A 13,586-nucleotide genomic window follows, 5' to 3' on the forward strand; every position below is an offset into this window, starting at 1 on the left:
TACCATGCCTGAAATTTTCTCATCCATTGCCTGTAATCTGGATAATGATATACTGGCGGCCTGCCTCCCGCTTTTCGAGTCTGAAAAAGTAGAGGCTATTGAATGGGCTTTTGACACCATTTTCAGCAAAGAAGTTATACCCGCCTGGTTTACCGAACTATTGCAAGCCTATAGTTCGCAAGGCAGGCTTATAGGGCATGGCGTATTTTTCTCGCTTTTTTCAGGCAACTGGTCTAAAGAGCAGGAAAACTGGTTATTAAAGCTTAAAGCGCTTTCGAAGCAGTTCAGGTTCGACCATATCACCGAGCATTTTGGTTTTATGACGGGTAGCGACTTCCATAAAGGAGCTCCCCTAAGCGTCCCTCTTACTGCTTCTACAATGCGTATAGGTATAGACCGGCTTCAACGCATCCAGGATGCCTGCAATTGCCCGGTAGGTTTGGAAAACCTCGCTTTCGCCTGTTCTGCTGAAGAAGTAAAAAGGCATGGCTCTTTTTTGCTGGAACTAATTGAAAGTGTTAATGGCTTTATTATCCTTGATCTTCATAATTTTTATTGCCAGTCTCACAATTTTAATATTCCTTTTGACACATTGATAAAGTATTACCCCCTGGACAAGGTTAGGGAAATACATATCTCCGGAGGTAGTTGGGAACCGGTATCTGTACAGCCAGCAAGAACCATAAGAAGGGATACTCATGATGATGCCGTTCCTGAAACGGTTTTCGGATTTCTTGAAAAAACGCTCCCGCGATGCCCCAATTTAAAATTTGTAGTATTAGAACAGTTAGGCAACGGGCTCACTACACCCGAAAGCCGCCTGCAATTTCAAAAAGATTTCTATCGAATGCGAGCAATTGTCCAGTCAGCTCAAAAGAATAAAAAAGATGGGAGCCCTGATCCGTTTCTCCCCCCCATGGGACAGCGAGTATTTTCCACTCCCACTGAAGACCCTTTATTAGGCTTACAGCAACAAGAGCTCTCCGATATTTTTGAAAATGCTGAAAGTGTAAACGATGCTATTCGCCTGCTAAAGCGTTCTAGCTTAGCACAATCGGCGTGGAAAATAGAATATTGGGATGAAGCCATGCTGGAAACAGCGATCAATATTGCTCAAAAATGGAAAAACGGTTTTGACTAGATCCATCTCAATGATTTGCTGAAAATTTGGCCGGTTGATAATTTTCTCCTAATACTACCCCTAAAAACTGTAAATGCAGGCTTTATCCCTATTTTTGCGAGCGTTATAAACTAAATTTTCAGATGAACTTTAAAAAAGTAAACAACATCACCGGCTGGCTGGTTTTTTTAGTAGCCACGCTTACCTACACACTAACCAGAGAAGCCAGAGGCTCTTTATGGGATTGCGGTGAATTTGTGGCCTGTGCCTTCAAATTAGGAATGCCCCACCCTCCTGGTGCGCCTTTGTTTACTTTACTGGGGAGGTTCTTCATTGTATTATTTGGAGATAATCCCCAAACCGCTGGTAATGCAGTGAACTTCATGAGTGCCCTGGCCAGTGCAGGCACTATTCTTTTCCTCTTCTGGACGATCACCCATTTTGCACGTAAAATGTTTGTAAAAGCAGGTGAAGCGCTTACCCAACCGCAAATGATCACGGTGATGGCTTCGGGTGTTGTTGGTGCCCTGGCTTATACTTTCACTGATTCTTTCTGGTATAGCGCTGTAGAGGGTGAAGTGTACGCCTTATCATCCTTCTTTACTGCTTTTGTATTCTGGATCATGTTGAAATGGGAGCATGCCGATGAGCATGCAGGTGATAACGAAACCGGAAGAATCAGAGCCGACAAGTGGATTATATTCCTCTTCTTTATGATGGGATTATCGATTGGTGTTCACTTATTGAACCTTTTAACCATACCCGCAATTGTAATGATCTATTACTACCGCCGTTATAAGCCTACTACTAAAGGTGCTATTGCTGCCTTTTTAATTGGTTGTGTAATCACCGGTATTGTACAGGTTGCCGTAATTCAGTATAGTATGAAAGCAGCTGGCTGGTTTGATATTCTTTTCGTCAACAACTTCGGGCTTCCTTTTTTCTCTGGTTTTGCGGCTTACTTTATTATAATAGCAGTTTTAATTGGCTGGGCATTAACTTTCAAAGCCAATGTATCTAAAGGCAAGATCATAGCCTGGACCGCACTGTTCTTTGCTTTGGCCTTTTTACCATTTGCTTTCTCAGGCACCATGGCAGTATTCAAGATCATTCTCTTGTTAATTATTGGGGCCGTTTTAGGATATTTCATTAAAACTTCTGCCTTAAAAGTGCTGAAATTATCCCTCTGGTGCTATGCATTTATGATGCTGGGATACTTCATGTATTTCACTTCTCTGATCCGCAGCCATGCCAACCCGGGTATTGATATGAACAATGTAGACAACCCGATTAACCTGGTTTACTACCTTGGACGTGAGCAATATGGCAGCGCGCCGCTGATTTACGGTCCTCACTTTGCCGCCGAAGTGGATTACGACGAAAACGGATCTCCATATACAACCGGGGAGATGAAATATACCAAAGGGAGGGAGAAATACATTCCAACAGGTCCTGCCAGGGAAGTGCGGTATCAAAGTGGTGACAAAATGTTATTCCCGCGTATCTGGGACTCCAGCAACGACCAAAACCATGCGCAGTTTTATGCCGATTGGTTAGGAATAGGCCAGCAACAAGACCCCAACACTGGCCAAACCAAATATGACGCTCCAACTTACGGACAAAACATCAACTGGTTCCTTACCTACCAGACTGACTTTCTTTTCATGCGTTATTTTATGTGGAATTTCGCGGGACGCCAAAACGATTTACAGGGATTTGGTAATAAGCGGGATGGCAACTGGATTTCGGGCATCAGCCTGATCGACAACGCGCGCCTGGGCGATCAAAGTAAAATGCCGGATAGTTTAAAAGCCAACAAAGCCAATAATAAGCTATTTATGCTACCGCTCATTTTGGGTATACTTGGATTTGTGTTCCAGCTTCTCAGAAACAAGAATGACTTTATTATTACAGCTATTCTCTTTTTCTTCCTGGGTGAGGCCATTGTACTATACCTGAACGCCCCCGGTAATATGCCGAGGGAAAGGGACTATGTATTTGTGGGTGCGATGTATGTATTTGCTATCTGGATCGGCATTTCGGTATTGGCTTTCGTTAAGCTCGCGCTGGAAAAAACCGATAAAGAACTGTTTAAAAAGGTTTTAATATATGGAGCTACGGTAACCTTCCTGGTAACTGTCATTACCAGCCTCACCGGATCTCCCGGCGGAGCGATCATAGCAAGTTTGGTTGCTGCTATCTTATTCGTTGCGGTAGTTGCCGCGGTTACCTATATTGTAAAAGCGGCTTCCGGTAACGGCACTAATTTAAAGATGGCGGGTATAACCGCTGGTGCCGTATGCTTACTGGTTCCTGTACTAATGGCACAGCAAGAATGGGATGACCATGACCGTAGCCAAAAAACATTAGCGCCGGACCTTGCCAAGGATTACCTGGAAAGCTGCGCGCCTAATGCCATCCTGTTCACCTTTGGCGATAATGATACTTACCCGCTTTGGTATGCACAGGAAGTGGAAGGCATCAGGCCCGATATCCGTATTATCAATACCAGCTTGTTGGGTATCGACTGGTATATCAACCAGCTTCGTTACAAGATCAACAAAGCCGACAGTGTGGATGTGATCTGGTCGCCCGAACAAATCGAAGGCCATAACCGGGAGTATATCCGCCTGGGGCAACAGCAACAGGGACAAGCTATCGATGCTAATGCGTTCTACCCGCTGTACGATATCATGAAAGATTACCTGGGACAGGAAGTGAAAGACGAAGATGGCAATGATGTAGGACCTAATACGATGCCTTTCAAAAAGTTCTTTGTACCGGTAGATAAACAATTAGTTTATAAAAACGGAACAGCAACTCCGGCAGACAGTGTAGTAGATCAAATGGCATTTGAAATTCCATCTGGTGCTATTGCGCGTAATGATCTCATTATGCTGAACATCATTGCTACCAACAAATGGCAAAGACCTATTTATTTTACTGCAGCCTATGGTGAATTAGGTTTTGGTCAGCACCTGCGCAAAGATGGTTTGACTTACAGGCTGGTTCCGTTCCTGGCTAAAGCGCCTCAGCAAAACTGGGTAACAGACCAGGCTATGAGAGCCATGAGGGCCGGCGGTTCTTCGGTGAAGGACAACAATCTTAAAGCCATTTTTGAGAATCTTCAAAAATTTGAATTTGGCGGTGCTAATAAAAAGGGCGTTTATTTCGATGAAGTAAACCGCCAATATCTTTTAAACATCAGGGGCATCTTTGCTGAAGCAGCCGGTAACCTGGCAGATGCAGGTAAAATTGATGAAGCGGTTAAGTTACTGAACAGGGAAGCTGAAGGAATTGATCCTGAAAACCTTCCTTATGGGATGACCAGCCGCTATAGCCAGCATAATCAAACCGGCATTTTATTAACTGAAGCGTATTACAAGGCTGGCAAATTGGACCAGGCCCGTAAAGTGGCAGAAGATATTAAAAAGGATATTGCCAGCCAGAGAAGCTACTATGAATCTCTGAAAGCCGAAAAGCCCGAATACTACGCAGGTTTAGAACATACTGAAGTTATATTGAATGAAATAATGGGTGAGGTTTTAAGCCAGGTGGAGCAGCAATATGATCCGCTGAAAAAAGCAGCTAAGAATCCAGCACAGGAACTGACGCCCGAAGCCCTGTTAAAAGCGGCTGACAGCGCAAAAAAAGCAGGCGCCGCCGATTCGGGAAAATAATATCAACGGAATAGAATCTCAGTGAAAGGCTGTCCCTAACCGGACGGCCTTTTTTTGGAGCAACCTCTTCCCATTCCCCACTCACTATTACCCCTTCACTATTATCTATTATCTATTCACTATTCACCAGTAAACCATTCAACCAGTAAAATGTTATATTTATATATGCGTGGGTTTCATTTTTCAAAATTTGATGGTAGCCAGGAAGGGAAAACTCCCTTTGAGAAGCTTCTGGATATTTTTATGCAATTGCTCACTTACACCAGTGGTGATGTGGGCGAGGCTTTGGAATGGCTGAATGAACTGGATAAACAATACCAGCTTACCGACCAGGAATATGGCATGGGCGACTTTATAGAAGATCTGAAACAGAAGGAGTACATCACTGATGACGAGCAAAAAGGCGAAATAAAGATCACTCCTAAAACAGAACAGGGCATTCGTAAAAAAAGCCTGGAAGAGATCTTTGGCAAACTGAAAAAGAGCAAACAGGGCGATCATAAGACCTTTAAGCCAGGACAGGGAGATGAGATCAACCCCGAAACAAGGCCTTTCCAGTTTGGGGACATGCTGGAGCAGATCGACTTCACCGAGTCCATCCGCAATGCCCAGATCAATCATGGGGTGGACAGCTTTTCACTTCGGGAGGATGACCTTAGTATCCGTGAAACGGATTTCAAAACCCAGACTTCAACGGTGTTGATGATCGACATTTCCCACTCCATGATCCTTTATGGAGAGGACCGTATTACGCCTGCTAAAAAAGTAGCGATGGCACTCAGTGAACTGATTACTACCCGTTACCCAAAAGATACATTGGATATTGTAGTTTTTGGAAACGATGCCTGGCCGGTTGAGATTAAAGACCTTCCCTATTTACAGGTAGGCCCCTATCATACCAATACCGTTGCGGGTTTGGAGCTGGCCATGGACATCCTAAGACGAAGAAAAAATCCGAACAAGCAGATTTTTATGATCACGGATGGTAAGCCTACCTGTCTGAAAATTGGGAAGCGCTATTACAAAAATGCTTTTGGTTTAGATCGTAAGGTAGTAAACCGTTGTATGAATCTTGCAGCACAGTGCAAGAAAAATAAAATACCGATCACTACTTTTATGATTGCCACCGACCCCTATCTGCAGCGGTTTGTACAGGAATTTACAGAGATGAATCACGGTAAAGCCTACTTTGCTTCTTTAGACAACCTCGGAAGTTTTATCTTTAAAGACTTTGAAAGCGGTAAGTCGAAGACCGTGATTTAATGATTAACCACTAAGACACAAAAATCAGTAAAATTCGCTTAGCGCCTTTGAGCCTTTGCGGTTCCATAAAAAATAACATATTAATGAACGCAAGCACAATCGGAGAACTGAAAAAATCCGGATACCAATCCAAATCTATAAAAGAAGAAATAAGACAGAATCTTATACAGAAATTAAAAGAAGGTGAGACTACTTTTCCTGGAATTGTTGGCTATGAAGACTCGGTAGTTCCGGAAACGGAAAGGGCTTTACTGAGTAAGCACAACATATTATTACTGGGTTTGCGCGGGCAGGCGAAAACCCGCATGGCGCGCCAGATGACCGCTTTGCTCGATGAATACATCCCTTTCGTTGCCGGCAGCGAGATCAATGATGATCCGCTGAATCCCATATCAAAATATGCGATAGACCTGATCGCTGAAAAAGGGGATAATACGCCTATCGAATGGCTGCACAGAAGCCAGCGCTACGGCGAAAAGCTGGCCACCCCCGATGTAAGTGTTGCCGACCTGATTGGTGATATCGATCCTATTAAGGCAGCCAATTTAAAGCTGAGCTTTGCAGACGAACGCGTGTTGCATTATGGTATTATTCCGCGCAGTAACCGGAGTATTTTTGTGATTAATGAGCTGCCCGATCTTCAGGCACGTATACAGGTTTCTTTGTTCAACATACTGGAAGAGGGAGATATACAGATTCGTGGCTTCAAATTGAGAATGCCGCTGGATATACTGTTTATATTCACCGCTAACCCGGAAGATTATACCAACCGGGGCTCTATCGTAACGCCACTAAAAGACCGTATTCAGAGCCAGATACTGACCCATTATCCCCGTACGCTGGAGCATGCTCTTGACATTACTGAACAGGAAGCCTTTGTGCATGATGACGTGGTTGAGAAAGTGCTCATAAGCGACCTGGTGAAAAAGCTTATCGAACAGGTGGCATTTGAAGCCCGCAGCAGTGAATTTGTAGATAAGAAAAGTGGTGTGAGTGCACGTCTTACTATTTCAGCCAGGGAGAATGCAGTAAGCGCTGCTGAGAGAAGAGCATTGATCAATGGCGAATCAACCACGCAAGTCTGGATATCTGATCTTGCTGGTATTATACCTTCCATAACGGGTAAAGTAGAACTGGTATATGAAGGAGAACAGGAAGGACCTTACCAGGTAGCTATGAACCTGGTGGATAAAGCCATTCGTTCGCAGTTCGTAAAATATTTTCCCGATCCGGACCAGTTGAAAAAACGCAGGAACACCGGTAAGCCCTCTGCACAGCAAAAGGCAGACGAAAATCCGTACCGCTCTATCACAGCCTGGTTCGATAAAGGTAACCAGCTCAACATCCCCTTTAATGCTAAGGATGATCAGAAATTACAATTATTGTATGCAGTAGATGGCTTGCATGCGCTGGTGAAAAAATACTTTCCTGGAGCTAATGAAATGCAGTTGGGCTTACTAATGGAGTTTGTATTACATGGGCTGGCCTCCTACTCTTCTATTAGCAAAAAGCTATTTGAAAACAAGATCGAATTTAAGGACTTGTTTGGAAGCATGATGAGTATGGGGAATGATGACCAGGATGAGGAACTGGGCTTTGATGACGAGAACTAAATAAAGCTACACCCGGTCATTAATTCCGGACTTATATAATTATAATTGTAAAAAGACATCCTTAAATCAGGATGTCTTTTTTTATAGAATACCCGTCACAATTAATTCAGAGACGGATCAGAAAAAGTATCTCCCTGTGAAATATCCCCGGTTTGAAAGCCTTTTTTAAACCAGTACATGCGTTGAGCAGAGGTTCCGTGGGTAAATGCATCGGGAACCACCGTCCCGCTACTTCTCTTTTGCAGCCGGTCGTCGCCAATAGCGTTGGCAGCATTTAAAGCCTCTTCGATGTCACCCTCATCAAGGATATCTTTTGTTTTTTGTGCGTGATGAGCCCAAACCCCGGCCAGGAAATCAGCTTGTAATTCCATTTTTACTGAATACCTATTAAACTCAGCCTCGCTTAATCTACCGCGCAATCGCTGTAATTTTTCGGCTGTGCCATTCAAGTTCTGAATATGATGCCCTACCTCGTGAGCTACCACATAAGCCATGGCAAAATCACCACCAGCACCAAGCCTGGACTGCATTTCATCGTAGAAAGCAAGGTCTATATAAAGCTTACCGTCGCCGGGGCAATAAAACGGTCCGGATGCTGCACTTCCATAACCGCAGGCCGTTTCGGTTTGCCCCCAATACAACACTAACCCTGGTTGTGAATAAGTTTGACCTTCTTTCGAAAAAAGTGCTCCCCAAACATCCTCAGTATCAGCCAACACCACTTTCGTGAAAGAGGCCAGGTCCTTTTCTTTTTCCATTCGTTCTTCCACCGGCCCGGCAGATGCTTCATCATTTATTTGGGGCATCACCGGAGGTTCTCCAGTGCCTCCTAAAAAATTATAGAGCAAATAAATGATCAGGCCTACCACTCCTCCACCAACGGCCATACCACCGCCCGACATGCCCCGCCTGTCTTCAACATTTCCACTTTCGCGTCTTCCTCTCCATTTCATAATAGCTGGTTTATATATAAATATTTTCAATTAAAATATCGTGCCATTATATAAACCGCTCATTGGAATATCTTCCCGGCCCTGAAACGAACTTTCACAGGAAAAGAGGAAGGGGATCTTTTAAATCCCTGAGTTCTAAACAAAATTTCTTATAGTACTTGTGATGGGTCTAAAATAATTCTTAATGCCTGTTATACGTTTCATGTCATTTTATTTCAATTGCAGCAATTACGGGCAGGTGATCAGATAAATCAGTTATGGGTACCTGATGTTGCTTTACACTTACCAGGTTCTTTTTACTCACCAAAATATAATCGATCTTTTTAGTGGCTACGGGTGCAGGATAGGTCATTATTTGTTTTGGATCCGTTCCTGTAAAATAAGATTCGAGGTATTGTATTTCAGGCGTCCCGGGGGTGGCATTTAAATCCCCGGTTAATATTACAGGATACCGATCAGTACCCAGGTAATTCACGGCTTCGCGCGCCTGAACCATCCGGGAAGAATCATCCAGGGCGAAATGAGCCGAAGCAAACCTGACCTTTTTGTTCTTCGGTAACCTGATCACCGCACTGATCATTGCAGTAGACGGCGTCTTGCTTTTCAACAAACTCATTCTTTTATTATCCACCTCTTCAATGGGGTAACGCGATAAAATACCCATTCCGTATGCGCCGCCCTGGTAAGCATAATGCCGAACAAAAGCATAGTACATGCCGGTTAATTGCGCCAGTTCTTTCATCTGATCTACTCCACTGGTTCTTGTACAAATACTATCCACTTCCTGTAAACCGATGATATCAGCGCGGGATGCTTTGATAAACGCCCCTATTGCTGCTAACTGATCTTTTTCATCCTGATCGGCGCCATGATGAATATTGTAACTCATCACAGTAATGTTTTGCGCAGGTAAATCAACGCCATTCAACAGCAGTATAGAAAACAGCAGATATTTTACAGAATGCATATTTTAAGGATTTAGCCATTCAAAATCTTCCGATTTAGGCATTTCATCATAGGTACTCACCACTAATTCAGGCGGAGCAGCCAGCTTTCGTTTTGCGGTGTCCATCCAGGCGCCATCGAGGTTCATTATGGCAGCTACAGTGTCGCCGTTCTTAACAATGGTATGCCGCATCGAAAAGCGGCTGAAGTCTTTCCTGGCTTTTGTAAGCTCTACGTTGATAGTAACCTGATCTTCCTGTCTTATTTCCCGCCTGAAAACACATTCCTCCCTGAAAAGAACCGGCCCGATCTGTAGCTCATGCATTTTAGTAGTGGAAAGGCCATGTTCCAATAAAAATTCTATCCGGCAATAAGCGCCCCAGTCATAATAAACACTATGACGTAAATGCGCATTGGCATCTAAGTCTGACCAGCGTATCTGAACGGGTTTAATAAATCCAGTCATTGAAAATCAATTTAAACGATAAAAATGGCGTTTATCAGTTCCGTAACAATGATACGACTATTTTTGCACCTCCCTGAAAGACCAGAAGATTGAAGGGAAACGCTTCAGGTTAATGAAACCAGGTGTTTATATACGTAATTAAAAAATGCACGAAGAATGAAACAGATCGCAACCATAGTTCTAACAGGTTTAGTAGCCGTAAGCGCCAACGCCCAAACAAAACCAAAGCCTAAGCCTTCTCCGGCTCCGGTTAAAAAAACAATAGCAGCGCCGACAGCCACTATTTCATCCACCCCTTTAAAAAACCTGGCAGATTCGGCGAGTTATGCCATCGGACAAAACCTTGCTCAATCCATTACCAAAGACCTGAAGAACCTGAACAAACAGGCTTTTATCGAAGCGATCAAAACCGTATTCGATGGCAAAGATGCGAAGTTTGGGGAAGACGATGTGCGCTCCATTCTAACAGAGTTTTCCCAGCAGGAACAACAAAATGAGCATAAAGAAGTTATTGAAGCAGGAAGAACCTTTTTAGAAAAAAATAAAACAAATCCGAATATAAAAACCACCGGCAGCGGATTACAATACGAAGTAATTCAGGAAGGCAACGGTATTAAACCTGCTGCTACCGACACGGTGGTATGCAACTACAAGGGCACACTGGTAGATGGAACTGAATTTGATAATTCTTATGAACGCGGAGAACCGTTAACCATTAAGGCTTCTAATGTAATTCCGGGCTGGACCGAAGGATTACAATTAATGAGTAAAGGATCTAAATATAAGTTTTATATTCCCCAGGAGTTGGGCTATGGTCTGCGCCCGGCAGGTCAAATACCGCCCGGCAGCGTTTTAATTTTTGAAGTAGAATTACTGGATGTAAAGAAAGAACAATAAGGCGCGTTAATCATGATTTTTTGAAGCGGCAACTTATTCAACCATGTTGCCGCTTTTCTTTTAAAATAATTATGAAATAAAATTTGGAAATGAGATTTACTTCATATTAACTTTAGTAAAAATTCATTTCCCCATTTATGGAAACACACATTTCAATTGATGAGCCTCCCTCGGAAGCTCTTTTTTTTAACCTATACTCATCTTTTTTAGACACGCTAACCGTTACGCACTTACCCGCACCTTAGCTATCCTTACATAACCATTATTGGGCGCATTTTCAGTGCCTTCCTGTATCGTTCACCCAACTTTATATACAATCCCCTATTATCTTAAAACACATTTCAATGAAATCTATTTTCCCTGTCGATGAGCCTCCGTCCAGACTTTCTTTTACTTACTCAACGCTGATGGTATTGCTGTTTATAGCTGCCTGTCAATACAAAAAAGAGACGCACACTACAACCGCTACACCGGTTATTAAAGACTCGGCAATACTATCCAAAGCCGATATTATTTCATGCAGTATTCCGCCGAAGAAAACATCGAAAAGAAAAAAGATCTACCTCACTTTTGATGATGGTCCTAATAAAGGCACGCGCACCGTACTCGACATTATGAAGGAAGAGCAAATACCCGCTACTTTCTTCCTGGTAGGTGAGCATGCTATTGGCAGTACTGAACAAAAAGAATTGATGGACAGCTTAAGAAGCCTGCAAACTATCGAGCTCTGTAATCATAGCTATTCGCACGCGCATAACAAGTTCGATAAATTCTATATGCAACCTGACTCTGTATTGGCTGACTTTGATAAGGCCCGTGCCGTTCTGCAACTTACTTGTATGACAGCCCGCACACCCGGACGCAATATATGGCGGATTGATAGTATTAATGGTACCGATATTAAAGCCAGCAAAGCCGCGGCCGACACTTTGCAGAAATATGGGTACCAATTGGTGGGATGGGATATGGAATGGCATTTTGAAGCCAAAACCATGCAACTAACCAAAACCGCTAACGAATTAAAAATGCAGATCGATAGTCTTTTTATGCGCAATAAAGTAAAGCAGGAAAACCACCTGGTACTACTCGCACACGATCAGGCTTATAGAAGTCCCTCCAATATTGAAGAACTGCAAAAGCTGGTACGCAGTTTAAAGCAGGATGACAATTATGACCTGGAGCTGATCAAAAATTATCCCGGCTTAAGCAAAAACTAGTGCTGTTGACAAATCATGCCTGTCGCTCTGAAATATTCCCTGCTTTCTCTTTCGTCAACTCGTAGCAAATAAATACCTTAGCGGCATGCGGTATCCTATATTTCTTTTGCTGACCTTATTAATCATCAGCTATGTATCGGCTCAAAATAACAATTCGTTCTATATCATAAGCAGTTCCAAAGTTTATGATATGCCCAGTACAAAAGGTAAAGCTATCGGAGTATATGCCAGAGGTGGAGTAGCCACAGAACTGAAAAAATTTAACAATGGCTGGAGCGAGATACTGGTAGAGAATGGAGATAAAGCTTATATCCCCTCGCGGTTCCTGGCTGCAAGCCTTAATGCAAGAGACAACTATGAACCAGACCCGGATGATTTCGTTTTACCGGGTGAAGCTGATGCGGAATACGGAAGCCCCCATTTATTTATAACCGCAGCAAGCGTAAAAGCGAGGGCTCTGTTCGCCAAAAATAAGCCCGTGGCTAAAATATATCGTACGAATGAACCTGTTCCGGTAAGTTATCTCCCTTATGACTCTAATAGGTTGGTAAAAATAGGTGGCGGTGTATTTGCGGGCGACCGCTCGGCCTGGCTTTTTACACAAAGACGATTCCTGGGACGTAAACTAAATTTTGAAAAAACAGTAAGTGAGTATAATACACTACCCAAAACAGATACGGCGAAAAGAAAAATGCTGGCCGAAAGAATTTATGAAATGAGCTGGCGTGATAACAAAAGTAATAATTTACAAGGCATCCGGCTGTTTAGAAATCACCAGAAAGAGACCGGCAATAACCAGCTATATCAACAGCTGGCATTTGATGAGTTTTTACTGAAAGCCACACAGGAAGCGGAGCAACAAAAGTCTACAGCTTTTGACGAATCTCCTATAAGGTTCACCATTTCGGGTAAAATGCTGCCTGCGCATTTTACTGAAAAAGATATATTAGACATTCCGCTTTCCCGGAAGATCATTACCAATGGAACCGGCTACCCCGAGTGCGGCGTTGAAGTAACTAAAGAGTATGCTTTCGACCATTTTAAAGTATATCATAGTCAAACTGAAACACTCACTTATTTTCCGCAAATCAGGTTTCATCAAAAAGAGATAGCTATCACCATTGCCGGATTTGTGATTGACGGAGACACCACAGAAGAAACGTTCCTGAAAAAGCTGGGGAAGTTTGTGACCTACGATTGGCTGGATAAGCCACATGTTTACTATATCAGCGGGGACGGCGATGCCCTGGCGCTCACTTTTAAAAACGGGAAGGCTGTGCTTTATGAATATTGGTTTTATTGCTGAGATAAGCTAATTGTGCGTGAAGACACGCGCAGAGCTTAAGGTTGCGGCGCCCATCTTTCTAGTTCCCAGACTTCATGGTGATAATCTGCAGTTGCCTGAATGATCATTCACTGGTACTCCTTAGAT

The 13,586-nt window shown here is 43.3% G+C and carries 10 protein-coding genes; 7 read left to right on the forward strand and 3 right to left on the reverse strand.

Going from position 1 to position 13,586, the window contains the following annotated elements; all coding sequences use genetic code 11:
• Positions 1-4 precede the first annotated feature (4 nt).
• From U0035_RS06685 to U0035_RS06700, 4 genes are all read left to right on the forward strand, one after another.
• Complete coding sequence (locus tag U0035_RS06685) at positions 5-1,141, forward strand: multinuclear nonheme iron-dependent oxidase (protein ID WP_114789236.1); 1,137 nt, start codon at positions 5-7, stop codon at positions 1,139-1,141.
• 122 nt (positions 1,142-1,263) lie between these two features.
• On the forward strand, positions 1,264-4,800 hold the full coding sequence (locus U0035_RS06690; RefSeq protein WP_114789237.1) for a DUF2723 domain-containing protein: 3,537 nt from the start codon (positions 1,264-1,266) through the stop codon (positions 4,798-4,800).
• Positions 4,801-4,950: 150 nt separating this feature from the next.
• Positions 4,951-6,063: a vWA domain-containing protein gene (locus U0035_RS06695; RefSeq protein WP_245957587.1), complete on the forward strand. Its 1,113-nt coding sequence runs from the start codon at positions 4,951-4,953 to the stop codon at positions 6,061-6,063.
• 83 nt (positions 6,064-6,146) lie between these two features.
• Positions 6,147-7,676: a MoxR family ATPase gene (locus U0035_RS06700; protein ID WP_114789239.1), complete on the forward strand. Its 1,530-nt coding sequence runs from the start codon at positions 6,147-6,149 to the stop codon at positions 7,674-7,676.
• A 101-nt stretch (positions 7,677-7,777) separates the two neighbouring features.
• Here U0035_RS06700 and ypfJ read toward each other — a convergent pair whose 3' ends face one another.
• From ypfJ to U0035_RS06715, 3 genes are all read right to left on the reverse strand, one after another.
• Positions 7,778-8,629: a KPN_02809 family neutral zinc metallopeptidase gene (gene ypfJ, locus U0035_RS06705; RefSeq protein WP_114789240.1), complete on the reverse strand. Its 852-nt coding sequence runs from the start codon at positions 8,627-8,629 to the stop codon at positions 7,778-7,780.
• A 205-nt stretch (positions 8,630-8,834) separates the two neighbouring features.
• Complete coding sequence (locus tag U0035_RS06710) at positions 8,835-9,596, reverse strand: endonuclease/exonuclease/phosphatase family protein (RefSeq protein ID WP_114789241.1); 762 nt, start codon at positions 9,594-9,596, stop codon at positions 8,835-8,837.
• 3 nt (positions 9,597-9,599) lie between these two features.
• On the reverse strand, positions 9,600-10,040 hold the full coding sequence (locus tag U0035_RS06715) for an acyl-CoA thioesterase (RefSeq protein WP_114789242.1): 441 nt from the start codon (positions 10,038-10,040) through the stop codon (positions 9,600-9,602).
• A gap of 156 nt (positions 10,041-10,196) precedes the next feature.
• Here U0035_RS06715 and U0035_RS06720 point away from each other — a divergent pair, with 156 nt between their 5' ends.
• The 3 genes from U0035_RS06720 to U0035_RS06730 all read left to right on the forward strand — a co-directional run bounded on the left by U0035_RS06720 (position 10,197) and on the right by U0035_RS06730 (position 13,460).
• Entirely contained in the window at positions 10,197-10,937 is a 741-nt protein-coding gene (locus U0035_RS06720) for an FKBP-type peptidyl-prolyl cis-trans isomerase (RefSeq protein ID WP_114789243.1), read from the forward strand.
• A 344-nt stretch (positions 10,938-11,281) separates the two neighbouring features.
• Positions 11,282-12,154: a polysaccharide deacetylase family protein gene (locus U0035_RS06725; RefSeq protein WP_114789244.1), complete on the forward strand. Its 873-nt coding sequence runs from the start codon at positions 11,282-11,284 to the stop codon at positions 12,152-12,154.
• An 85-nt stretch (positions 12,155-12,239) separates the two neighbouring features.
• Entirely contained in the window at positions 12,240-13,460 is a 1,221-nt protein-coding gene (locus tag U0035_RS06730; protein WP_114789245.1) for an SH3 domain-containing protein, read from the forward strand.
• Positions 13,461-13,586 lie beyond the last annotated feature (126 nt).

Origin of the sequence: Niabella yanshanensis (assembly GCF_034424215.1) — a bacterium.
Classification (GTDB): domain Bacteria; phylum Bacteroidota; class Bacteroidia; order Chitinophagales; family Chitinophagaceae; genus Niabella; species Niabella yanshanensis.